The following is a 22,252-nucleotide window of genomic DNA, read 5'->3' on the forward strand; positions in this document are numbered from 1 at the left end:
GGGCGAGGGTTCCATGGGGCTCCACGGGGTGCCATGGGGTTCCACCCGCCCTCAGGGCCTCCCGCGCGCTCAGCGCAGGTGCTGCTCGTATGCGGCGGTGGTGAGGAAGGCCGGGAACTCCTCTCCGAGCACCGCGTCCTTCAGCAGCTCGGCCGCCTCGGGGATCCGGCTGCCCTCGGCGCTCGGGAGCGCCTCAGCGCCCGAGAGACCCTCGGCACCGCCGAGCTCCTCGGCGCAGCGGTCGATGAAGTACTCGATCCGCTCTTTGACGATCGGCATGCCCTCCTCGGTGAGCATCCCCTGGTTGATCCACTGCCACAGCTGAGAGCGGGAGATCTCGGCGGTCGCCGCGTCCTCCATCAGGTTGTCGATCGCCGCGGCGCCCTGGCCCCGCAGCCAGGAGTCGAGGTAGCGCAGCGCCACCTGGATGTTCTGGCGGATCCCGGCGGTGGTGATGCGGCCGCCCTCGACCCGCAGGTCCAGCAGGTCCGCGGCCGTGACCTGCACGTCCTCCCGCATGCGTGCGAGCTGGTGGGGTCGCTCCCCCAGCACCGCGTCGAACTCGGCGCGCGCCGCCGGGATCAGGTCGGGGTGCGCGACCCAGGTGCCGTCGAATCCGTCGGCCGCCTCCCGCGCCTTGTCCTCGGAGACCTTCGCGAAGGCGTTCGCGGTGACCGCAGGGTCCCGACGGTTCGGGATGAAGGCGCTCATCCCGCCGATCGCGTAGGCGCCGCGGCGGTGGCAGGTGCGCACCAGCAGTTCCGTGTAGGCCCGCATGAACGGGACAGTCATGGTCAGCTGCGAGCGGTCAGGCAGGACCTGGTTGCGGCCGCGATCGCGGAACTGCTTGATGATCGAGAACAGGTAGTCCCAGCGGCCCGCGTTCAGCCCCGCGCAGTGATCGCGCAGCTCATAGAGGATCTCGTCCATCTCGAAGGCTGCGGGGAGCGTCTCGATGAGCACCGTGGCGCGGATGGTGCCGTGCTCCAGGCCCAGGTGCTGCTCGGTGATGGTGAACACCTCGTCCCACAGCCGCGCCTCGAGATGGGACTCCAGCTTCGGCAGGTAGAGGTAGGGCCCGGTGCCGCGGGTGATCAGCTCGTGGGCGTTGTGGAAGAGGTACAGGCCCACGTCCACCAGCGAGGCGGAGGCTCGGCAGGAGCGGCCATCGGCCCGCTGATACCGCAGCTGCTGCTCGGGGAGGTGCCAGCCGCGGGGCCGGAACACGATGGTGGGGGTCTGCTCCCCCAGCCGGTACTCCTTGCCCTCGTCGGTCACGAAGTCGATCCTCCGACGGATCGCGTCGTGGAGGTTGAGCTGCCCGGTGATGACGTTGTGCCAGGTGGGGCTCAGCGCATCCTCCCCGTCGGCGAGCCACACGTTCGCACCGGAGTTCATGGCGTTGACGGTCATCTTCCGGTCGGTGGGGCCGGTGATCTCGACCCGGCGGTCCTCGAGGCCCGGGCCGGGGCCGGCCACTCGCCAGGTCGGGTCGTCACGGATCGCGGCGGTCTCGGGGCGGAAGTCGAACATCGCGCCGCCGGAGATCGCCTCGCGCCGCATGGCCCGCGCCGTGAGCAGCTGGGAGCGGCGGCTGGTGAAGCGGTCGTGCAGCGCGGCGAGGAAGCTCAGCGCCTCCGGGGTGAGGATCTCGTCGAATCGGTGCTCCATCGGACCGAGCTGCTCGATCCAGCTGAGGCTCGCCGTGGTGGGACTCGCCGGGGCGCCGCTGGTGGGTCGGGACTGCTGGGTGGGTGGGGACTGCTGGGTGAGAGTCATGATCCTGCTCCTTCGTGGGCGGTCGTGCAGGGGGCCGGCGGTGGTGCGCGGGCCGGTACGTGAGGGTCAGCTGCTCCCTCGAGGAGAGCTGCGTCGTTCAGAACTGCGCCGTCTCGGTGGAGCCGACGAGCGCGAGGGTGCTGGAGGACGGGTTCAGGGCGGTGGCGACCCGGTCGAAGTAGCCGGTGCCCACCTCGGCCTGGTGGCGGTGGGCGGTGAAGCCGCGGTCCGCTGCCGCGAACTCGGCCTCCTGCAGCTCGACGTAGGCGCTCATCTGGCGTTCCTGGTAGCCGGTGGCCAGCTCGAACATGCCGTGGTTCAGCGAGTGGAAGCCGGCCAGGGTGATGAACTGGAAGGCGTAGCCCATGGCGGAGAGCTCGCGCTGGAAGGTGGCGATCTGGGCGTCGTCCAGGTGGCGCTTCCAGTTGAAGCTGGGCGAGCAGTTGTAGGCGAGCTTCTGCTCGGGGAAGTCGCGGTGGATCCGCTCGGCGAAGGTGCGGGCCAGCTCCAGATCCGGCTCGGAGGACTCCACCCACAGCAGGTCCGCGTACTCCGCATAGGCCAGGCCCCGTGCGATCACCGGCTCGATCCCGGGGCGGACCGCGTAGAACCCCTCCGCGGTGCGCTCCCCGGTGAGGAAGGGCTGATCCCGTTCGTCGATGTCGCTGGTAAGCAGGTTCGCGGCGAGGGCATCGGTGCGGGCGATGATCACCGTCGACGCGCCAGCGACGTCCGCGGCGAGGCGCGCGGCGCTGAGGGTGCGCACGTGCTGCGACGTGGGGACCAGGACCTTGCCACCCATGTGGCCGCACTTCTTCTCGCTGGCCAGCTGGTCCTCCCAGTGCACACCCGCGGCGCCAGCCTCGATCATCGAGAGCATCAGCTCGTAGGCGTTCAGCGGGCCGCCGAAGCCGGCCTCGGCGTCGGCGACGATCGGCGCCATCCACTCGCGGCTGGTCGTGCCGGTCTCCGCGTGCTCGATCTGCGCGGCGCGCTGCAGGGCGTTGTTGATGCGGCGCACCACGGCGGGCACCGAGTTGACGGGGTAGAGGGACTGGTCGGGGTAGGTCTTCCCGGAGAGGTTCGCATCGGCCGCGACCTGCCAGCCGGAGAGGTAGATGGCCTTCAGCCCGGCGCGGACCTGCTGGACGGCCTGGTTGCCGGTCAGAGCACCGAGGGCCCGCACCCACTGCTCCGGATCGGAGGTGTTCAGCTCGATGAGGTCCCACAGGGTCTCCGCGCCGCGGCGGGCGAGGGTGCGCTCCTCGCGGACGGGCCCGGCGAGCGCGATGACGTCCTCGGCGGTGTGGTCGCGGCGCACGTTCCGCCAGCGGGGGTCGATCTCCCAATCGCGGGCGAGCTCCTCGGCGGTCATGGTCTGGTCTCCGGCACGGGGGGTGCCGGGCGCGGTAGGAGGGAGAGAGGTTGCGGGAGGGATGGGGGTGGTGGGAGGGATGGGCGTGGTCATCGTCGGCTCCTCGGGATCGATCGGGGTGTGCGGGGCGGTGGGTCCACCGTCGCTCTCGACGAACTTCATCGAGTAGTCACACTCTGCAGCCCACGTAAGCCCCCTAGAACCCCCCGATTCGAAGAACTTTCTCGATATTTCTGTCGATCAGAACTTTTCTATGGCACCGTGTGCGCATGGTGCACGACGAGGTTGCTCCCGGCCCGGCGACGACCCCTGCGACAGATGTCGAGGATGACTCCTTCGACCCGCTGCTGATCGGTCAGCGCATCCGTGCGCGCCGGCTGGAGCGTGGTCTCTCCCTCGCCCAGCTGGCGCAGCGGGTCGAGCGCGCCCCTTCCCAGCTGTCCGTGATCGAGAACGGCAGGCGGGAGCTGAAGCTCGGCGAGCTGCGAAGGATCGCCCGCGCGCTCGAAGTGGGCGTGGATGACCTGCTGGAGCCCGAGCCGCCGTCCCGTCGGGCGGCACTGGAGATCGCGCTGGAGAGAGCCCAGGCCGGCACCCTCTACCAGAGCCTCCCACTGCCCGAGCTGCCGGTGCGCAAGTCTCTCTCCGATGCGGCGATCGAGACGATCCTGGCCCTGCACGAGGAGCTGCGGCGCCTGCACGAAGAGCGGGCCGCGACCCCGGAGGAGGCGCGGCGGGTGAACGGACAGCTCCGCCAGGAGCAGTCCGAGGGCGGGAACTACTATCCCGAGCTCGAGGAGGCGGCCCGGGAGCTGCTGGAGCAGATCGGGCATCGAGGCGGGCCGCTGTCCCAGTCGAAGGTGTCACTGCTGGCCGCGAAGCTCGGCTTCTCCCTGCACTCGGTGCCCGACCTGCCGCATTCGACCAGGTCGATCACGGATTCGGAGCATATGCGGATCTACCTGCCGCTGGGCAGGGCAACCTCGGATCCTCGCACCACGGTGCTGCAGGCGATCGCCGCCCATGTGCTGCAGAAGGGCGAGCCCGCGGACTACGGGGACCTCCTGCGTCAGCGCGTGGAGACGAACTACCTGGCCTGCGCGCTGCTGCTGCCCGAGGCGGGGGCACTGGACTTCCTGCACCGGGCGAAGGCGGAACGGGAGCTGTCGGTCGAGGATCTGCGGGACGAGTTCGCTGTCAGCTACGAGATGGCTGCGCACCGCTTCACGAACCTGGCCACCCATCACCTGGGCATCCCCGTGCATTTCCTGAAAGTCCACTCCTCCGGCACGATCCTCAAGGCCTACCAGAACGACGAGGTCCGCTTCCCCACCGATGCGCTCGGCGCGGTGGAGGGGCAGCGGGTGTGCCGCTGGTGGAGCGCGCGGCGGGTGTTCCGCAGCGAGGACCGGATGGGGCAGTACTGCCAGTACACCGACAAGCCGGGTGGCACCTATTGGTGCACCTCGCACATCGAATCCGGTCCGGGTGGGGAGTTCTCGATCTCGGTGGGCACCGCCTACCAGCACACGAAGTGGTTCCGGGGCCGGGAGACGACGGTGCGCCACTCATCCTCCTGTCCCGATCCGGTCTGCTGCCGAGAGCCGGATCCGACGCTCGTGGAGCGCTGGGAGGGGTCGGTGTGGCCGGTCGCGCGGCTGCACGCCTCGCTGCTGGCCGCGATGCCGACGGGCACCTTCACCGGGGTGGACCGGGTCTCGATGCTCGAGTTCCTCGAGCGGCACGCCCCGGTGGCCGACGGGAGCGCTCAGGGGCAGGAGGACTGAGCTGCACTCCGCTCAGGCCAGCACGAGCTCGATCCCCGGGTGAGACCCGAAGATCTCCAGCACCGTCTCGAAGTAGGTGGGGCCGCCCTCGGCGTCGAGCTGCTCGAGTCGGCGACGGAGGAGGTCCTGGTCATACCGCTGCGGGGTCGCGAGCTTCGTGAGCAGCTGCTCGCGGGTGGCGCGGAGACCGAGTGCGGCGGCGGACAGTTCGTGCTCCTCCCACACCACCCGGGCCGACTCGTGCCGGTGCAGGGCACCGTACCCGCCGTACAGCAGATCGTCGAGGGCATCGAGGCTCTCCCCCAGGCGCCAGTCCTCCCCCTGCATGAAGACGCGGTTCACCTCCTCGTAGAAGGAGGCGATGTCTTCGACCCGTCGGCCGTCGATGTGCAGAGTGATCATCGGGTCCCTCCTCGCAACTCGGTGCGGATCCGGGGCAGGGCGCCGGGATCTCCGGCGCATGACGCGCGGGCACCGGCATGCCCGTGCACCGGCATGCCTGGGCACCATCATGTCCGCGCACCATCATGACCGAGCCGGCCCGTGCGCCGACACCGCGAGCGATGCCGAGGGGCAGCATCTCGCCGCTACGAGCGGGCGACCCCCACGACCAGGAGGGTGGCGAGTGCGGCGTAGACCGTGCCGGCCGCGCCGTCGAGCGCCAGGCGCACCTTGCGGCGGCCCAGCACAGCATCCCGGAACAGTCCGGCCGCGCTGCCGATCGCGATGTCCGCGATGAGCCCCGTGGCCTGCAGCAGCAGGCCCAGCATGAGGATCTGGCCGAAGGGGTGCTCATCCGCCGAGCCGAGGAACTGGGGCAGGAAGGCCACGAAGAAGAGCGCGACCTTGGGGTTGGTGAGGTTCACCAGGAAGCCGCGACGGAACACGTGGGGGACCGTCTGCGCGTCTGCCATCGCCGCCCCCGCGTTCCGCCAGGTGGTGACGGCGAGGAAGAGGAGATAGCCCGCGCCGGCGATCCGGATCGCATCGAGGGCCGACGGCAGCTGCGTCAGCGCCACCCCCAGCCCCGTCGCCGCGACGAGCACCCAGATGGTCATCGCCGAGGTGACACCGAAAGCTCCGCGCACCGCCGCTCTGCGGCCCTGATTGATCCCGGTCGCGACCAGGAAGGCCATATCCGGTCCGGGGGTCACCAGGATCACGAGCACCGCCACCAGGAAGGCAGGGAGGACGGACACATCGAGCACTTCGCTACCTCGAACTCTCAGCGGGAGGAACTCCCGGAACCACGCCCTCACCTGGGCCAAGAGAGACGGTAGAGCTCGGCGATGTGGCGGCGCAATCGCCGACTTGCGGGCAGAATGCGCGATGTTTCCGCACTCTGTCGGGTGGCGTTACGCTGATTGCGTGCTCGACGACCTGGACTACCGCCTCATCGCCCTTCTGCGCTCCAACAGCCGCACCCCGGTGGCGGTCCTGGCGCGGGAGCTGGGGATCAATCGCTCGACCGTCACCTCGCGGATCGACCGGCTCGTGGACACCGGCGTGATCGAGGGATTCACGATCCGGGTCAGCAGCGATCTCGAGCAGGACTCGGTCCAGGGCGTCATGCTCGTGTCCACCGAGACCCGGCGCAACCACGACATCGTCCACGAGATCCGCGGCTACCCGGAGATCGAGCTGCTCCACTCGACCACCGGGACCTGGGACCTCGTGATCCAGCTCCGCTGCCGCAACCTCTCCGAGTTCGATCTGGCGCTCGAGCGGATCCGGGCCATCCCCGGGGTCAACTCCACGCAGACAAGCCTGCTGTTCAGCTCGCTGCGGACCGCGTAGTCACGCGTCGGCACCGGAGGCCCCACCAGGGGGCGCGGTGCAATGCTCCGCGGTGTGGGGGCCTGCCCGGCCCGCGGCCCCCACGGGTCGGGCGCCGCTGCCACCACATCGCGTAGCCCCACAGGATCATCGCGACCAAGGTCGAGGCGATCAGGAAGAGCACGATCTGGTTGACGAGGCCGAACATCGTCCCCATGTGCAGGTCGATGCCCCAGCGCGTGAGCTTCGCGGCAAGATCCTGCTCGGCGAAGTCGGTCCGGTCAATGACCTCGAGAGTGGCGCCGTCGACAGCCACGGCGTCGACCTTCGTCGGGTAGCTGCGTTGGATCTCCTGCACCACCCAGGCCGAGTCGGCGTCGGCCGGGGGAAGGATCTCGACCAGGCCGGTGTCGACGTTGACGGCCTTGCCGGCAGCGAGAACGTCGTCGATCGCCGCCGGATCGGTGCGGTCCGTCGGCCCGGTCGTCGGCGCCTCGCCCGACACCGCGCCCGGCGCATCGCCCAACGCCCCGTCGGAGCCGTGACCGGGCTCCCCGGCCCCCTCGCCGTACATATCGTGCTCACCGTGCGCGTCCTGCTCGCCATCGGCCCCATCCCCGTCCCCGTGCTCGCCGTGCTCGGTGTGCGCCCCCTGCTCGCCCCCGGCTGCGGTTCCGTGGCCTTCATGCGCCCCCTGTCCGTCGGCCGCCACCTCCGTCCCAGCACCGGCAGCGGGCAGCTCGGAGCTGACGGCCTGGGTGGTGAATCCGAAGGCCTCCCTGATCGTGCCGATGTTCCCGCCGCCGTACTGCGACCAGGTGATCCCCGTGGCGGCGAGGAAGAGCGCGCCCAGCAGCACCCAGATGCCGGCCGAGGAGTGCAGGGAGAGGGTGCGTCGGTAGCCGCGCGCCCGCAGATCCGGTCGCACCAGGTCGCGCCTTCGCCGGGAGCGCCGAGCCCGCCGGATCCACAGCCCCAGCCCGGCCAGGGCGATCACTCCGAGCCAGGAGGCGGAGAGCTCACTGTAGAGCCGTCCCGCGTCCCCGAGGTGCAGGTTCCGGTGGAGCTGGTCGATCCAGCCGCGCAGCGGCAGGGCCCCGCTGGTGCCGTACACGGTGAGGTCACCGCGCACCTCGCCGGAGGCGGGTTCGAGGAAGATCGCCCGGGACTCGCCCTCGGCGAGCGCTTCGTCGACGAACATCACCCGGGTGGTGTCCCCGGGCTGCGGTGCCGGTCTCACGGCGGCGAGCTGTGCGTCCGGCCCGATGTAGGCCTGCGCCGCCTCCACCTGGTCTGCGAGCGGAAGCGGGGCGGCGTCGGCCGGGGCGGTGAGCGCCTCGGCGTGGACGACCTTCTCGAGCTGGGGGCTCACCGCGTAGAGAGCCCCGCTGGCGGCGGAGATCAGCAGGAACGGGCCCACCAGGATCGCGGCGTAGAAGTGCAGGCGCAGCAGCAGCGGACCGAGCCAGCCCTGCGAAGTGCGGGAGGCGGCCATGGTCTGTCCTCAGTTCTCGATGAGTCGTGCGGAGATCACGGTGTTGTCCAGGTGGTGCCCGTCCGCGTTGAGGTCACCGCTGCAGGTGATCAGGCGCAGCTCCGGCCCGTCGGTCCGCCCGTAGACGGCCACCGTGGGGAACTCGTCCTTCGGGTACCGGGCAGCGTCGTACACCTCGAAGGTCGCGACGGTGCCGTCCTCCCGGTCCACCTCGATGCGGTCTCCTGGCTGCAGGGCCCCGAGCTCGAAGAAGACCGACGGTTCACCGCCCCAGGTCACGTGACCCTCGATGACGGCGGGCCCGGACTCCCCCGGGGTGGGAGAGCCGTCGAACCAGGCCGCGAGATCCGCCTGCTCCCCACGGGGGGCCAGCAGCTTCCCGTCCTCGCCGAGACCGATCGGGAAGACCCGCTCGTCGACGCCGATCGAATCGATGCGCAGGCCAGTCGGCTCGGACGCCGGGAGCGCAGCCGCGGCGGCCGTCTCCGGCGCCGCGGTCGCCGGCTGCTGCGAAGGTTCGGCGGTCTCGGCGCGGTGAGCGGCCGACGACTCGTCACCTCCGGCGTCCGACGGCTCCGCGCCGCCGCCGTCCGAACCTGCGCCGTCCGAAACTGTGCCGTCCGCACTCGCACCGGTCGTGCGCAGCGCGGGCTCCGGCGGGGCGCCGACCTGACTGGTCAGCGCGAACACCAGGAGCGCCGCACCCAGCAGGGCGAGGGCCGCCAGAACGACGGCCGCCGTGCGACGGCCGCCGTTCTGTCGGGATTCTCCGTGAGAGGTCATCTCACTTCTGGGTCTGACGACGACGCAGTGCGAAGGCACCGGCGGCCGCTGCGGTCAGCAGCCCACCACCGGCGAGCATCGCACCGGACTGCTCGATCCCGGCAGTGGTGCCGTCACCGGTCTCGGCACCACCCTCGGGCCACTGCTCCATCTGGGCAACGTCGAGCGTTCCGCAGGCGGCCGGATCGGTGGCCTCGGAGGGCAGGTTCGGGTCGAGGTCGGAGACGACATCGCCGTCGTACGCCCCGCTGCCGTTGTGGTCGACGCCGTGGACGACGATCACGCCGTCGCCGGCGGCGATATCCGCGGCGACCTCGTCGCTGACCTCGATGGTCCGCTCATACGCATCGTCGCCCACCGGGAACCGGTCCACGGCCAGGCCGCTGTCCGGGCTGGTGTCGCCCTCGGTGGTCAGCGAGGTGACGATGTGTCCATAGTCGTCGTGGGCGTCGGAGACCTGGATGGCCCCGTTCTCGCCGCTTCCCTCCATGTTCGGATCGGGGCACTGGTTCTTGCCGCCGACGTGGATGTGCTGGGCATGCGGGGACCCGGCCAGCAGGCCCGTGTTCTCCAGGTTCACGGTGACTTCATTGCCCTCGACCGTGACCCAGGCGGTGCCGGAGGCCCCGGAGTCGTTCAGCTCGGTGAGGTGGGCCTCGAGGGTGGTGGATCCGTGTCCGCCGTCATGCCCCTCGGCCAGGGCGGCACCGGAGGCCCCGAACATGCCGAGCACGGCCGTGGCCGCGAACAGGGGGAGCAGTCGCTTCGTCGTCGTGCGCATCATGACTCCTTCGTCGGACGCCGGACGACCATGCAGCCGTCGTGGGCGGCGTTCCATCACGTGGTTCGGAACCCAGGGCGGATCGGATGGGAGGGAATTTCCCGGCGCGGCGGGGAGGGCTCGTGACCGGAGGCCCCGGGCGCAGAAGCCGCTGGTCACCGGCGCCGACCGCGTCGGCCCGACTGATCGGTCGAGAATCTCGACAGGCCCACCCGCGGAGGCCAGCACGGCAGGACCGGCAGTCCGCCCCTCGATGGAAGGAACCACCGATGACCGACCTCTCCGCCCTTGCCCTCACCTGCTCGCTCACGCCCTCCCCCGCGCCCTCGAGCAGCGATCGTCTCGCCCGACAGCTGCTGGACGAGCTCGAGCAGCACGGCGTGAGCACCTTCTCCGTGCGGGTCGTCGACCATGACGTCAGGCCGGGCGTGGCGGTCGACATGGGCGCCGGAGACGCGTGGCCGGCCCTGTACGAGAAGGTGCTCGCGGCGGACATCCTGGTGCTGTCCACCCCGATCTGGCTCGGCCACCCCAGCAGCATCGCCCAGCGCGTGCTGGAGCGACTGAACGGCGACTCGGAGACGGACGAGGGAGGTCGTCCCCGCGTCTTCGACAAGGTCGCTCTGATCGGCGTGGTCGGCAACGAGGACGGCGCGCACAAGGTGACCGCGGATCTCGGTCAGGGTCTGAACGACGTGGGCTTCACCCTGCCCGCGCAGGGCGCCACCTACTGGGTGGGCGAGGCGATGGGCTCGACGGACTACCAGGACCTCGAGAAGGTGCCCGAAGCGGTCGCGTCGACGATGGCCACAGCCGCCCGCAACGCCGCCCACCTGGCACGGCTGCTGCGCGGCACCCCGTACCCGGCGCTCGACTGAGGCCCGCCGGCTCCGTCACGGACGTACCCTGACCCGCATGCGCATACCCCGTACCCTCGCGATCGTCCTCGCCGGCGGTCAGGGCTCCCGAATGGGCGCCCTGACAGACGAGAGAGCCAAGCCCGCCCTGCGGATGGGTGGCTCCTACCGGCTGATCGACGTGGCACTGTCCAACCTCGCCAACAGCCACCTGTCGACCGTCTGGGTGATCGAGCAGTACCTCCCCCACTCCCTGAATGCGCATCTGGCAGCGGGCCGGCCCTGGGACCTGGATCGCAATCACGGTGGCCTGCGCACCCTGGCCCCGTTCGAGGGAGCTGAGGGTGAGGGCTTCGCGGCAGGGAACAGCGACACCCTGTGGCGGCAGAGGGCGCTGATCGCCGAGTTCGATCCCGAGCTGGTGGTGGTGCTCAGCGCCGATCACCTCTACACGATCAACCTGCTGGACGTGCTCGACACGCATGCGGCCGCCGGCGCGGACCTCACCATGGTCACCACCCGCCTCCCGCAGGACGCGTCCCGCCACGGGGTGGTGCGCGCCGCGGAGGACGGGGCCATCGAGCGGTTCTGGTACAAGCCGGAGAATCCACCGACCGACCTGGTCGCCACGGAGATCTTCTGCTTCGACGCCATGGCACTGCTCGATGCGCTCGAGACCCTGCCCGATCAGGTGGGTGAGCTGCAGGACTGGGGCGATGACCTGATCCCCCACTTCGTGGAGCACCGTCGCACCGTCGAGCACCGCCTCGAGGGCTACTGGCGGGACATCGGCACGCTCGCCTCGTACTGGGAGGCTCACATGCATCTGCTGGACGGGGACGGGGTCACGCTGGATGATCCCGACTGGCCGATCTTCTCCGCCCAGCCGCAGCTGCTGCCCTCCCGGGTGCGGGACGGCGCGCACGTGCGCGACGCGCTGCTCGCCCAGGGCAGCGACATCGCGGGCACGGTGGTTCACAGCGTGATCTGCCCGGGAGCGGTGATCGAGGCCGGCGCCGAGCTGGTGGACTGCGTGGTGCTCGACGGCGCGCGCATCGCCGCCGGTGCACGTCTGCACGGCTGCCTGGTGCAGGACGGGGCGCAGGTTCCGGCGGGAGCCCGGCTCGGGACCGAGGAGATGGTCACGCTCGTGGCGGCCGACGGCACGGCGGCGGAAGCGGTCTCGCGGGAGTGACGCCGGTCGTCATCCGCGTCACGCGCCCTGGGCCGGCCTCGGAAGTGCAGGACTCATCCGTGGAACCCTTCGCCAGGGCCGCCTCGTTCCACAGATGAGTCCCGTGCTCGCCCCGTCCTCGCCGGAAAAGGGCCTCTGCCATCGGGGAGCGTCGCCGGGGAACTTCTCAGACCAGCTCGATGCGGGCGTCCTTGTCGTTCATGACGATCACCGGCGTGACGACGGGATATCCGGCGTTCTGGATCGCCGCGAGGTCCGCGCGCAGCAGCGGGGTGCCCGCGCTGACCCGCTCCCCGGAGGCCACGAGCGTCGTGAAGCCCTCGCCCTGCATCTTCACGGTGTCCAGGCCGACGTGGATCAGCACCTCGGTGCCGTCATCGAGGGTCAGGGCGACCGCGTGCCCGGTCGGGAACACGTGCGTCACTGTCCCGGCGGCCGGCGCGACCACCTCTCCGGAGGTGGGTTCGATCGCGACGCCAGGCCCCATGATCTCCTGTGCGAAGGTCGCATCCGGCACCTCCGACAGCGGGATGACGTTCCCGGCCAGGGGCTGGCGCAGACGGACCAGCGTGCTCGCCCGCACCGCGGTCACGGTGCCGCCGGCGCTCTCCACCGCAGCCGCGCCGTCCACGTCGCCGACAGCAGCGACGGCGGCGACGGGCTCGGCCTGACCGGTGATGATCCGCTCCATCGCGTCCTTCACGAACTGGACGCTGGTGCCGTAGATGACCTGGACCGACTGGCCGCCCGGCTTCATCGTCCCGGCAGCGCCGGCACGCTTCAGCGCAGCCTCGTCGACCTTGGAGGTATCGGCGATCTCCATCCGGAGCCGGGTCGCGCAGTTCTCCAGATCCACGATGTTGTCCTTGCCGCCCAGGGCTGCCAGGAACGCGGTTGCGGTGATCGCGTACTTGTCGCCGCCGATGGCGACCCCGCCCTGCTCGTCCTCGAGGAGATCCTCGTCGTCCTCACGGCCGGGGGTCTTCAGGTCGAAGCGCAGGATGATGGCGCGGAAGACGACGAAGTAGACCGCGAACCAGAACACGCCCATCACCGGGATCGCCCACGGGTTCTGGGCCATCGGGTTCACCCAGCCCAGCACGAGGTCGATGAAGCCGCCGGAGAACCCGAAGCCCATCCTCACCGGCAGCAGCGCGCTGATGCCCATGGAGATGCCCGTGAACACGGCGTGGACCAGGTAGAGGCCCGGCGCCAGGAACATGAAGGAGAACTCGAGCGGTTCGGTGACACCGACGAAGAAGGAGGCGATCGCACTGGAGAGCAGCACACCAGCTGCGACCTTGCGTCGCGCGGTCTTCGCGGTCACGTACATCGCCAGCGCCGCACCGGGCAGGCCGAGCATCATGATCGGGAAGAAGCCGGTCATGTACTGGCCGGTGACCCCGTAGGTCCCCTCGGCGTCCAGGAAGTTGCCCAGATCGTTGATCCCGGCGACATCGAACCAGAACACCGAGTTCAGTGCGTGGTGCAGGCCCAGCGGGATCAGCAGGCGGTTGAGGAAGCCGTAGATCCCGACGCCCACGGGACCGAGGGTCAGGATGAACTCACCGAAGCCCACGAGGCCCGAGTACACCAGCGGCCACACGAAGAACAGCACCAGGGCCAAGCCGAGGGAGACGCCGGCGGTGATGATCGCGACCGAGCGGCGGCCCGAGAAGAAGGACAGCGCGTCCGGAAGCTCGGTCTCCTTGAAGTGGTCGTACGCCCAGGCACCGATCAACCCGCAGAGCATGCCCACGAACACATTCTCGAGGTTGGAGAATGCGGGGTTGACCTGTGACTCCTCGATGCCCTTGAACAGGGCCACGTTCGCGGGGGCCAGCAGGGTCGTCACCATCAGCCACGACACCAGACCCGCCAGCGCGGAGGTGCCGTCGGGCTTGGTCGCCATGCCGATGGACACGCCGATCGCGAACAGCAGCGGCAGGTTGTCCAGCAGCGCGCCACCGGCAAGCTTGAGGAACACGCCCGCGAGATTGCCGTCATCGCCGGTCGCGGTCAGGATCCAGTAGCCGAGACCACTGAGGATCGCGGCGACCGGCAGCACGGCCACGGGCAGCATCAGCGATCTGCCCAGGCGTTGGAAGAACTTCATCGGAACCTCTCATGCCGACGGCTCACGCCCGGACGGCAGCGATGCAGAGCCGGGGAGCCGAGGAGTCGGCGTTCGGTGGTGGGGCGAGGACTGCGGGCACGGCCCCGCAGATCGCGACGGAACATATCATCTGGCCGACGGTGTTATGAAGGAATCCTTCACCCCTCGGCGGGATGTGTCCGGATCCTCACTCCCCGTCGGACGGTGTGCCCGGAGAGGCCGACGGTCCCAGCCGCGGCAGCTTCCACGGGGACACCGCCTCGTCCATCCGGTGCATGACCGCGACCTCCGCCTGATGATCGGCGGTGCGCAGCACGGTGACCAGGACGTCGACCACCAGGAGCTGGGCGATCCGGTCCGAGGTGCCGCCCGAGCGCAGCCCCGCCTCGTAGGCGGATGTCCGCAGCACATGGGTGGCGGCGCGCGCCAGTCGGGATTCCGGATCGGAGGTCACCGCGATGACGGGAGTGGCATGGGACCGGCCGACCTCGGCGAGCGAGACGGAGTCCTGGGTATACCCGGTGGTGCTGATGATGACGAGACCGCAGCGTCCCCGGTACCTCGCCAGCAGTGCGGCCGCCAGGTGGCGGTCGGAGGTCGCGGTCGCGCTGACGTCCGCCATCACCAGCTTGGTCGCGAGGTCCTCGGCCACCGGGGCGGACGATGCGAGCGCGTAGACGATCGCGGTACGCGTCTCCCGCAGGATCTCGCACACCGCGCTGATCTCGTCGGGGTCCAGCCCTTCGGCCGTCAGCAGGATCGCGTCCCGGTGGGAGCGGGCGACGACGTCGATGATGGCCCTCGGACCCGCACTCTCATCGATCGTGGCGACGTTCACCGAGGGACGGTCCGCCACACGCGAGAGTGACACGGCGAGACCGGACTTCAGCGCGGGGTACCCGGACAGCCCCACCCGCTCGCACAGACGCGACACGGCGGCTTCCGAGGTCTCGGCGGCATGCGCGAGCTGCGAGGTGGACATGCCCACCACCGCGGAGGGGTACTCCAGGACGTAGTCCGTCACGCGCATGAGCGCGGGGGGCAGCGAGCTCCTCCTCGCACGCAGCAGTGCGAGCACGTCGGAGGGCGGAAGCATCCGCTCAGAGTACCGGGCCGGCGACGGACCCCCGGACAGCAACGACCCCCAGCTGATATCTCAGCTGGGGGTCGTCTATGGGTGGAGACTAGGGGGGTCGAACCCCTGACCTGAAGCTTGCAAAGCTACCGCTCTACCAACTGAGCTAAGTCCCCATATTCGGTTGTCACGATCCTACCGCCGCACGCAGCGGCAGGCCGTGGATCAGGCGCGAGCTGCGGGAGCCGGCTGAGCCTGCTTCGCAGCAGACGCGTCCTGCTCGGCGGAAACGCGCTCCGCCTCGCTCCACAGATCATTGCGGATGCGGTCAGATTCGACCTTCCGCCAGGTGAGGATCCCGGCGATCGACGTCCCGAGAAGGACGACGGCGGCGGTGATGAACTTCTTCATACGTTCCTCCGATCCTCGAAGTGGGCCTAACTGGACTTGAACCAGTGACCTCTGTCTTATCAGGACAGCGCTCTAACCGACTGAGCTATAGGCCCATGGGGGCTGATCTCCGAAGCGTACCGGTGTCAGCCACCGACGGACTACGTTACCGCGACGCAGGCCACCGCGTCCAACCCGTCCGACCGGGTGTTTCCGAGGTCACAGCGGACCCATCGCTGGACCGGTCCGGGCAACGACACCGCACGCCTCGGCGAAATACCTCCAATCCGGTCGCCGTCCGGCTCCGAACTTCCGGCATGACCCCCTTCCGAGGAGGTCCGGTGCTCGGGTCCTCCGAGCTCGACAGCAGGATCACCAAGGAGATCGCCATGAACACTCGCATGATCCTTCCCCGACTCGGGGCACTGGCGGCGACCGTCGCGCTGATGAGCGCATGCTCCGGCGGGATGACCGATGATCCGACCTCTGCCGACGGCGGAGAGCAGCCCGCGTCCACGCAGAGCGAGGACAGCGGGATGACGTCCGACGGCGGCGGAGACATGGACCCCGCGGCGAATCTCGTCGGCGCCGGCTGCGCGGACTATGCCGCGATGGTGCCGGACGGCGCCGGCTCCGTGGAGGGCATGTCCCAGGACCCGCTGAGCGTGGCGGCCTCGAACAACCCGATCCTCACCACCCTGACCTCAGCGGTCTCCGGCGAGCTGAACCCGGACGTGGACCTCGTCGATACCCTCGATGGAGACGAGTTCACCGTGTTCGCGCCGGTGGACGACGCCTTCGCGGCAGTCCCCGAGGCGGACCTGAACGCCCTGGCCGGTGACGCCGAGGGTCTCTCCTCCGTGCTCACCTACCACGTGGTCCCCGGGCAGCTCTCCCCCGACGAGATCGCCGGCACGCACACGACCGTGCAGGGCGAAGAGGTCGAGGTGACCGGCAGCGGCGACGATCTGATGGTCAATGGATCCACCGTGATCTGCGGCGGCGTGAAGACCCAGAACGCGACCGTCTACCTGGTCGATACCGTTCTGATGCCTCCGTCGATGGCGGACGCCAGCTGATATCAGCGCACACTGTGGAGACGCGGTGAGCGGGCGGGAGCATCGACCCGATGACCTCCGCCCGCTCGACCGGTCCTCGAAGGAGCTGTGAATGGTGCACGACCCTCCCGAGACATCAGCCGAGCGACGGCGACCGCCGGAGACCAATAGCGGAAGGTACGTGGCGGAAGCTCCCGCCGCGCCCACTCTCTCCGAGCTGTTGCCCCGCGTCGCTCGGGGTGACGAGGATGCCTTCTCCCGTCTCTACGACGACTCCTCGTCGCTGCTGTTCTCACTGATCAAGCGCGTGGTGAGGGATGTGTCGATCAGCGAAGAAGTGCTCCAGGAGGTGTTCGTGGAGATCTGGAAGCAGGCCCCGCGGTTCGATGCTCGGCGCGGATCCGCCCACGGATGGATCTGCACCATCGCCCACCGCCGCGCGGTGGACACGGTCCGCTCCAGCGCCGCCGCTCGGCGCCGCGACTCCCAGGAGGGGCTGCGGATCATCCAGGACGAAGTCGTCGACGTGCAGGAGGAGGGCATCATGAGGGTCGAGGCACAGCGCGTGCAGGCAGCGATGGGCTCGCTGAGCGGGCTGCAGGCCGATGCGATCCGCCTCGCCTACTTCGGCGGCTACAGCCACACGGAGGTGGCGAAACTTCTGGACATCCCCGTCGGGACGGCCAAAACACGAATCCGGGACGGAATGATCGTCCTCCGCGACAGCCTGGGGGTGACCTCGTGAACGATCAGCAGCATGACATGACTGGTGCCTGGGCGTTGAACGCCCTGGATGCCGAGGAGCGCGCCCTGCTCGAGGAGTTCCTCGCGAAGGATCCCGAGGCCGCGGCCGAGGCACGCTCCTTCGAGGAGACCGCCGGCGAGCTGGCCGGGAGCCTCGAGCGCGAGGCTCCCCGACCCGAGCTCAAGCGCGCACTGATGGCGCAGATCTCCCAGACCCGCCAGCTCTCGCCGGAGCCGGCTGAGGACGTCTCCACAGGCGACAGAGACACAGGCACAGGCACAGCCACGCACTCAGCCGTCGAGCCGGACACCCGCACGGAGAGCGCCTCCGCGGCCGAGCACGACGCTGCGGAGCACAACCCCACTGGGCGCGACGCCGCTGAGCACAACTCTGCCGGGCACGACGCTGCTGTGATCCCCCTGGACCGCTATCGCTCCCGCACTCGCTGGCTCGCCGTCGCGGCCGCGGCGCTGATGGTCACGACGATCGTTGGCTTCGGCCTGTGGGGCACCGAGCGGGGCGCACAGCAGGAGACCCTGGAGGCCCTCGCGGCGATGGAATCCGCACAGGCCGGTGCGGAGCAGGAGAGCCAGCTGGTCTCGACGATCATGGCCTCCTCCGACGCCGCCCACCTCACGGTCCCCTCCCAGCACGGCGGCAGCCTGAACCTCATGTACTCGAAGGATCAGCAGGCCATGATCATCCAGTCCGCCGGACTGCCCGCGCTGCCCGCGGATGAGGACTACCAGCTGTGGGTCATCGAGAGTCCCGAGAGCATCCACAGCGCGGGGACGATCGAGGACCCGGCGACGGCGGTGATGAGGACCGGCGAGATCAGCGAGGGCGCGAGCATCGGCCTGACCATCGAGCCGGCCGGGGGCTCCGACCAGCCGACGATGACCCCGATCGCGATGGGTGTGCTGTGATGTCCGCCGCCACACAGCCCGCCGCTCCTCGCCGGGCCCGACAGCCCCTGTGGTCGATGCTGGCCGGGACCATCTCCGGGGTGGTGCTGGTAGCCGTCGCGGAGCTGGTCTCCCTGGCCTTCAGCTCCTCCTCCGCGCCCTTCGTGGCCGTCGGAGGTGGCTTCGTCGACATCATCCCGCCTGCAGTGAAGGACCTGGTGGTGGGTCTGTTCGGCACCTGGGACAAGGTGGTGCTGTTCGCCTCGATGATCGCCGTGTACCTCGTGCTCACGGCATTGATCGGCCGTCTCGGGGATGCCCGGCCGCGCCTCGCCGCCGGCCTCCTCGCGGTTCTCGGGGTGTTCGCGATGATCATCGTGCTGACCCGCGCGCAGAACTCTGCGCTCGATGTCATCCCCACTCTGCTTGGCACCGTGATCGCCGCGCCCACTCTGCTGTTCCTGCTGCGCACCGTCCACGCCCCCGTCGAGGAGCGCGGCGACGGCTGGACGCGGCGCCGCTCACTGGTGGGCATCGGCGCCGTGGGCGTCCTGGCAGTGATCGCCGCCGCCACCGCCCGCGGGGTGAGCGCGAGCCGTGAGGTGGCTCAGCGTGCGGCGCAGTTCATGCTCCCCGCTCCGCGCACCCCCGCGGACCCGATCCCGGAGGGCGCCCAGGTGAACCTCGAGGGCATGCCGCCCTTCGTCACCCCGAACGGGGACTTCTATCGGATCGACACCGCTCTCGCGGTGCCTCGGGTGGACCCCACCACCTGGCAGCTGCGGATACATGGGCTCGTGGACCGGGAGCTGACGCTGAGCTTCGAGGAGCTGCTCGCGGAGCCCATGATCGACACGAATCTGACGCTGACCTGCGTCTCCAATGCGGTCGGCGGGGATCTCGTGGGCAACGCGATCTGGCTGGGGGTCCCCGTGCGCACATTGCTCGAGCGCGCAGGGGTCAAGGACGGGGCCGACATGGTCCTCTCTCGCTCGATCGACGGGTTCACCGCCTCCACCCCTCTCGAGGCGCTCACCGACTCCCGCGACTCGCTGATCGCGGTGGGCATGAACGGCGAGCCGCTGCCTGCGGAGCACGGCTATCCGGTGCGGATGGTGGTGCCGGGCCTGTACGGCTACGTCTCCGCGACCAAATGGCTCACCGAGCTCAAGGTCACCCGTTTCGCGGACGACGTCGCCTACTGGTCCACCCGTGGCTGGTCCGAGCGCGGGCCGATCAAGATCGCCTCCCGCGTGGACGTTCCCCGCTCCTTCGGGGATCTCCGCCCCGACGCCAGCGGTGCCGTGATGCTCGGCGGCACCGCCTGGGCTCAGCAGCGCGGCATCGCGGCGGTCGAGGTACGGATCGACGACGGCGACTGGCGCGCGGCCGAGCTCGGCGCGGAAGTCTCCGAGGACACCTGGGTCCAGTGGTCCCTGCGCTGGGAGGATGCGTCCCCCGGCGACCACAGCATCATGGTCCGCGCGACCGACGGCGAGGGCGAGGTGCAGACCGAGGAGCGGGCGAACCCCGCACCCGACGGGTCCAGCGGCTGGCACACGGTGCGCTGCACCGTGGTCTGAGCGCGGCACCGTGGCCTGAGCGGCTTCGTGGCCTGCGCGGCACCCACGGGCAGGCGCCTCTCAGCGAGTCAGCCGCCTCTCAGCGGGGCAGGCCGTCGCCCACGACCAGCTCGTGCACCGTGACCAGCTCATGGAGCGCCTCCGGGGACGCGGCCAGCGCTGCGCACACCTCAGCGGCTTCGCCGTGGGTCAGCGGATCTCCGGTGAGCCCGACCAGTTCGTCGAACATCTCCTGCTGGCGATGGCGCAGCGGGATCGGCTGCTCCTCCCGGGCGATCACGCCCCAGAGCGAGGCGTAGACATCGAAATGCGCAGGCCTCACACCGGTGGCAAGGGTGAGGGGGAAGTCGTCGGTGGACAGCCGCACCCGGTCGTAGTTCGGCTCGGTGGCGTCGACGACCTCGAGCTGTTCGTCGTCGAACCAGGTTGCGACGAGCTCCATCCGCTCCCCTGGGGCGAGGTACGGGGCTGCGGGCACATACCCCGGTGCAGCGGTGTGGGCGACGTGCCCGACGGCGAGGTTGTGCACGGTGCATCGCACGAACGGCGTGGTCGCCGGGATGCGGCGGCCGGAGCGGTGGTATTTGCGGGCGATCGTCTGCGGGGTCTGGTTGGAGCCGACGGCCACCACCAGGGTGCGCTCGGCCAGCGGGGCCACCCCGTCGGCGGCGAGGGCCTGCTCGATCGCCGCGGTGTCGATGAGCGCCTCCTCGAGCTGCTCGCTCGGGGCGTCCACGCCGCCGCTCGGATCCAGCTCCACGACGCCCTCGCTCCGCAGCAGGGCCGAGCGCACGGCCGGACCGAGCCACGGGTAGTCCTCGGGAGCGGCAGAGGGAGCAGCGACGGCGGTCATCGTGGAGGAAGACATCCTTCGACCATAGCGAGGTCTGTGCACCCCGCCCAGGGAACCGCGATCACCCTCACGCCCGTCGCAGAGATGGTCCGCAGAGCAGGACACCTGGGACACACGGCGCCCGAGCACCCACACTTCTTCCCATGGTCACGCCTCCCCAGCTCCCCTCCGGCTACGAGTTCTCCACGGATTCCGGGCGGATCGACGCGGTGCGCGTGCACCAGCTGCTGCTCGAGCACGCGCACTGGGCGCAGGGCCGTGACCGGGAGACTCAGGAGGCGATCATCGCCGGGTCCCGGAACTACGGGATCTACCAGGGGCGCACCGGTGACCAGGTCGCCTACGCCCGAGTCGTCACCGACGGGGTGACCTTCGCCTGGCTCGCCGACGTGGTCGTGGATCCCGCCCACCGCAGGTGCGGCCTGGGCGCGGCGATCGTCGACGGCGTGCTCGAGGACCTCGCACCCCTGGGCCTCACGAGGGTCGTGCTGAAAGCCTCCGCCGAGGCCCGAGTTCTCTACGAACGCGCCGGCTGGACTCCCCTCGACGGCCCCGAGGACTGGATGGAGCGCCGCCGAGGTTGAGAGCGAGGTTGAGAGCCGGGCCTACCCTGGCACCATGAGCGAACAGCGTGCGATCGACGCCCTGGAGGCTTCCGGCCTCACCTACGAGATCACCCGGCACGGCCGGGTGGGCTCCCTCGCCGAGGCGGCGGCCGCTCGCGGGGTGGAGCCTCGCGACATCATCAAGACCCTCGTGGTGCGTCGCGGCGAGGGGGACTTCCTGTTCGTGCTGGTCCCGGGTGATCGTGAGATCTCCTGGCCGAAGCTGCGGGCGCTGCTGGGGGTGAACCGGTTGTCGATGCCGGACAAGGACGTCGCCCAGGAGGTCACCGGCTATGAGCGCGGCACCATCACACCCTTCGGGTCGATCACCGCCTGGCCCGTGATCGCCGACATGGACCTCACCGGTGACCCACAGCGCACGATCTCCCTCGGTGCCGGCGCCCACGGGGTCGCGGTCACTGTTCCCGCCGAGGCGGCACTCTCCCACCTCGCCGCCCAGCTCGCCGACATCACCGACCTCACCGACCCTCAGGGCGCCTGAGCCACCGGTCTCACGCGGGGCCCGCCATGAGCCTCACTCGTCGGTAAAGGTCATCTTCAATCCACCCAGCAGCGCCGCCACCAGGTTGTAGAGGAAGGCCAGAAGGGTGCCGAGGGCGGTGATGATCACGACGTTCACCACCGCGACGATGGTGCCGTAGCTGGTCATCTTCGAGAAGCTGAAGAACTCCATGAAGGGCAGCGGATCGCCGCCGTTCAGGGAGCGACCCAGCTCTTCGATCTGGTCCCACATGCCGATCGCCTCGACCAGGTTCCACAGCAGCACCACGGCGACCACGGTCGCGATGCCGATGGCGATCGCGGCCAGGAACGACAGCTTCATCACCGAGAACGGGTCGAGCCGGGCCAGGGTCAGGCGCACACGGCGGGGGCCGCGACGTTCCTTCTCCGCCGGATTCGCGATCCCACTGGTCTTCTTCGGGCTGCGGCTCGCGCCCTTGGCCGCGGAGCCACGGCCCGCACCCATCGGGGACTCGGCCGGCGAGGACGTGTCCTCGAAGGCCGGGAGCTTGGTCGTGGACTCGGCCGGGCTGGGGGACCCGGAGGCTGTCCTGGACTCACTGGTGCTCACG

General features: G+C 69.8%; 22 protein-coding genes and 2 tRNA genes. 10 read left to right on the forward strand and 14 right to left on the reverse strand.

Features of this window, described 5'->3' with window-relative positions:
- Window positions 1-69: 69 nt before the first annotated feature.
- Both aceB and aceA read right to left on the reverse strand, forming a co-directional pair.
- Window positions 70-1,779: a malate synthase A gene (gene aceB, locus ACT3SQ_RS12230; protein ID WP_444601167.1), complete on the reverse strand. Its 1,710-nt coding sequence runs from the start codon at window positions 1,777-1,779 to the stop codon at window positions 70-72.
- 97 nt (window positions 1,780-1,876) lie between these two features.
- Complete coding sequence (gene aceA / locus ACT3SQ_RS12235; protein ID WP_444502074.1) at window positions 1,877-3,154, reverse strand: isocitrate lyase; 1,278 nt, start codon at window positions 3,152-3,154, stop codon at window positions 1,877-1,879.
- Window positions 3,155-3,423: 269 nt separating this feature from the next.
- On the opposite strand from aceA, the gene ACT3SQ_RS12240 reads away from it, so the two are divergent.
- Window positions 3,424-4,941 carry a helix-turn-helix domain-containing protein gene (locus ACT3SQ_RS12240; protein ID WP_345075929.1) on the forward strand — a complete coding sequence of 506 codons (1,518 nt, stop codon included), beginning with the start codon at window positions 3,424-3,426 and terminating at the stop codon, window positions 4,939-4,941.
- A 12-nt stretch (window positions 4,942-4,953) separates the two neighbouring features.
- On the opposite strand, the gene ACT3SQ_RS12245 is transcribed toward ACT3SQ_RS12240, so the two are convergent.
- Together ACT3SQ_RS12245 and ACT3SQ_RS12250 are read right to left on the reverse strand one after the other, a co-directional pair.
- On the reverse strand, window positions 4,954-5,343 hold the full coding sequence (locus tag ACT3SQ_RS12245) for a barstar family protein (protein WP_345075928.1): 390 nt from the start codon (window positions 5,341-5,343) through the stop codon (window positions 4,954-4,956).
- A 185-nt stretch (window positions 5,344-5,528) separates the two neighbouring features.
- Window positions 5,529-6,149 (reverse strand): LysE family translocator, encoded by a 621-nt coding sequence (locus ACT3SQ_RS12250; protein ID WP_441445959.1) that lies wholly within the window; start codon window positions 6,147-6,149, stop codon window positions 5,529-5,531.
- A gap of 160 nt (window positions 6,150-6,309) precedes the next feature.
- On the opposite strand from ACT3SQ_RS12250, the gene ACT3SQ_RS12255 reads away from it, so the two are divergent.
- Window positions 6,310-6,738, forward strand: coding sequence for an Lrp/AsnC family transcriptional regulator (locus tag ACT3SQ_RS12255; protein ID WP_441445960.1), 429 nt, complete (start codon window positions 6,310-6,312; stop codon window positions 6,736-6,738).
- Here ACT3SQ_RS12255 and ACT3SQ_RS12260 read toward each other — a convergent pair.
- From ACT3SQ_RS12260 to ACT3SQ_RS12270, 3 genes are read right to left on the reverse strand one after another with little or no spacing between them, the layout of a single operon-like run.
- The gene (locus tag ACT3SQ_RS12260; RefSeq protein ID WP_441445961.1) at window positions 6,716-8,212 is read right to left on the reverse strand and encodes a PepSY domain-containing protein; all 1,497 of its coding nucleotides are present in this window, start codon (window positions 8,210-8,212) and stop codon (window positions 6,716-6,718) included. The genes ACT3SQ_RS12255 and ACT3SQ_RS12260 overlap by 23 nt on opposite strands.
- A 9-nt stretch (window positions 8,213-8,221) precedes the next feature.
- A complete protein-coding gene (locus tag ACT3SQ_RS12265) occupies window positions 8,222-8,995 on the reverse strand; it encodes a class F sortase (RefSeq protein WP_444601168.1) in 774 nt (257 codons plus the stop codon).
- Window position 8,996: 1 nt separating this feature from the next.
- Window positions 8,997-9,776, reverse strand: a complete 780-nt coding sequence (locus ACT3SQ_RS12270; RefSeq protein ID WP_444502049.1) for a hypothetical protein — start codon at window positions 9,774-9,776, stop codon at window positions 8,997-8,999.
- 269 nt (window positions 9,777-10,045) lie between these two features.
- Here ACT3SQ_RS12270 and ACT3SQ_RS12275 point away from each other — a divergent pair, with 269 nt between their 5' ends.
- Both ACT3SQ_RS12275 and ACT3SQ_RS12280 read left to right on the forward strand, forming a co-directional pair.
- Window positions 10,046-10,654: a flavodoxin family protein gene (locus ACT3SQ_RS12275; RefSeq protein WP_442332632.1), complete on the forward strand. Its 609-nt coding sequence runs from the start codon at window positions 10,046-10,048 to the stop codon at window positions 10,652-10,654.
- 37 nt (window positions 10,655-10,691) lie between these two features.
- On the forward strand, window positions 10,692-11,828 hold the full coding sequence (locus ACT3SQ_RS12280; RefSeq protein WP_444592049.1) for a glucose-1-phosphate adenylyltransferase family protein: 1,137 nt from the start codon (window positions 10,692-10,694) through the stop codon (window positions 11,826-11,828).
- Window positions 11,829-11,994: 166 nt separating this feature from the next.
- Here the strand turns inward: ACT3SQ_RS12280 and nagE are convergent, their stop codons facing one another.
- From nagE to ACT3SQ_RS12305, 5 genes are all read right to left on the reverse strand, one after another.
- Window positions 11,995-13,944: an N-acetylglucosamine-specific PTS transporter subunit IIBC gene (gene nagE / locus ACT3SQ_RS12285; protein WP_441445966.1), complete on the reverse strand. Its 1,950-nt coding sequence runs from the start codon at window positions 13,942-13,944 to the stop codon at window positions 11,995-11,997.
- Between the two features lie 187 nt (window positions 13,945-14,131).
- Window positions 14,132-15,040 carry a MurR/RpiR family transcriptional regulator gene (locus ACT3SQ_RS12290; protein ID WP_441445967.1) on the reverse strand — a complete coding sequence of 303 codons (909 nt, stop codon included), beginning with the start codon at window positions 15,038-15,040 and terminating at the stop codon, window positions 14,132-14,134.
- Window positions 15,041-15,122: 82 nt separating this feature from the next.
- Window positions 15,123-15,195 (reverse strand) — tRNA-Ala (locus ACT3SQ_RS12295).
- A 49-nt stretch (window positions 15,196-15,244) separates the two neighbouring features.
- Complete coding sequence (locus ACT3SQ_RS12300) at window positions 15,245-15,430, reverse strand: DLW-39 family protein (protein WP_441444919.1); 186 nt, start codon at window positions 15,428-15,430, stop codon at window positions 15,245-15,247.
- Window positions 15,431-15,451: 21 nt separating this feature from the next.
- Window positions 15,452-15,525: transfer RNA gene (locus tag ACT3SQ_RS12305), tRNA-Ile, on the reverse strand.
- A 225-nt stretch (window positions 15,526-15,750) separates the two neighbouring features.
- On the opposite strand from ACT3SQ_RS12305, the gene ACT3SQ_RS12310 reads away from it, so the two are divergent.
- The 4 genes from ACT3SQ_RS12310 to ACT3SQ_RS12325 all read left to right on the forward strand — a co-directional run bounded on the left by ACT3SQ_RS12310 (window position 15,751) and on the right by ACT3SQ_RS12325 (window position 19,700).
- Window positions 15,751-16,488, forward strand: coding sequence for a fasciclin domain-containing protein (locus tag ACT3SQ_RS12310; RefSeq protein ID WP_444601169.1), 738 nt, complete (start codon window positions 15,751-15,753; stop codon window positions 16,486-16,488).
- A gap of 160 nt (window positions 16,489-16,648) precedes the next feature.
- On the forward strand, window positions 16,649-17,212 hold the full coding sequence (locus ACT3SQ_RS12315; protein WP_441444917.1) for a sigma-70 family RNA polymerase sigma factor: 564 nt from the start codon (window positions 16,649-16,651) through the stop codon (window positions 17,210-17,212).
- The gene (locus ACT3SQ_RS12320) at window positions 17,209-18,138 is read left to right on the forward strand and encodes an anti-sigma factor (RefSeq protein ID WP_444601170.1); all 930 of its coding nucleotides are present in this window, start codon (window positions 17,209-17,211) and stop codon (window positions 18,136-18,138) included. Before ACT3SQ_RS12315 ends, ACT3SQ_RS12320 begins: the two co-directional genes overlap by 4 nt.
- Window positions 18,138-19,700, forward strand: a complete 1,563-nt coding sequence (locus ACT3SQ_RS12325) for a molybdopterin-dependent oxidoreductase (protein ID WP_441444915.1) — start codon at window positions 18,138-18,140, stop codon at window positions 19,698-19,700. The genes ACT3SQ_RS12320 and ACT3SQ_RS12325 overlap by 1 nt, the downstream gene beginning before the upstream one ends.
- A gap of 79 nt (window positions 19,701-19,779) precedes the next feature.
- Here ACT3SQ_RS12325 and ACT3SQ_RS12330 read toward each other — a convergent pair whose 3' ends face one another.
- Window positions 19,780-20,568 carry a hypothetical protein gene (locus tag ACT3SQ_RS12330; RefSeq protein ID WP_441444914.1) on the reverse strand — a complete coding sequence of 263 codons (789 nt, stop codon included), beginning with the start codon at window positions 20,566-20,568 and terminating at the stop codon, window positions 19,780-19,782.
- Window positions 20,569-20,696: 128 nt separating this feature from the next.
- On the opposite strand from ACT3SQ_RS12330, the gene ACT3SQ_RS12335 reads away from it, so the two are divergent.
- Window positions 20,697-21,137, forward strand: a complete 441-nt coding sequence (locus ACT3SQ_RS12335; RefSeq protein ID WP_441444913.1) for a GNAT family N-acetyltransferase — start codon at window positions 20,697-20,699, stop codon at window positions 21,135-21,137.
- A gap of 34 nt (window positions 21,138-21,171) precedes the next feature.
- Window positions 21,172-21,660, forward strand: coding sequence for an aminoacyl-tRNA deacylase (locus ACT3SQ_RS12340; RefSeq protein WP_442332270.1), 489 nt, complete (start codon window positions 21,172-21,174; stop codon window positions 21,658-21,660).
- A gap of 33 nt (window positions 21,661-21,693) precedes the next feature.
- Here ACT3SQ_RS12340 and ACT3SQ_RS12345 read toward each other — a convergent pair whose 3' ends face one another.
- Window positions 21,694-22,251, reverse strand: a complete 558-nt coding sequence (locus ACT3SQ_RS12345; protein ID WP_441444911.1) for a DUF3566 domain-containing protein — start codon at window positions 22,249-22,251, stop codon at window positions 21,694-21,696.
- Window position 22,252 lies beyond the last annotated feature (1 nt).

Source organism: Brachybacterium sp. AOP42-C2-15, assembly GCF_052377065.1.
GTDB lineage: Bacteria > Actinomycetota > Actinomycetes > Actinomycetales > Dermabacteraceae > Brachybacterium.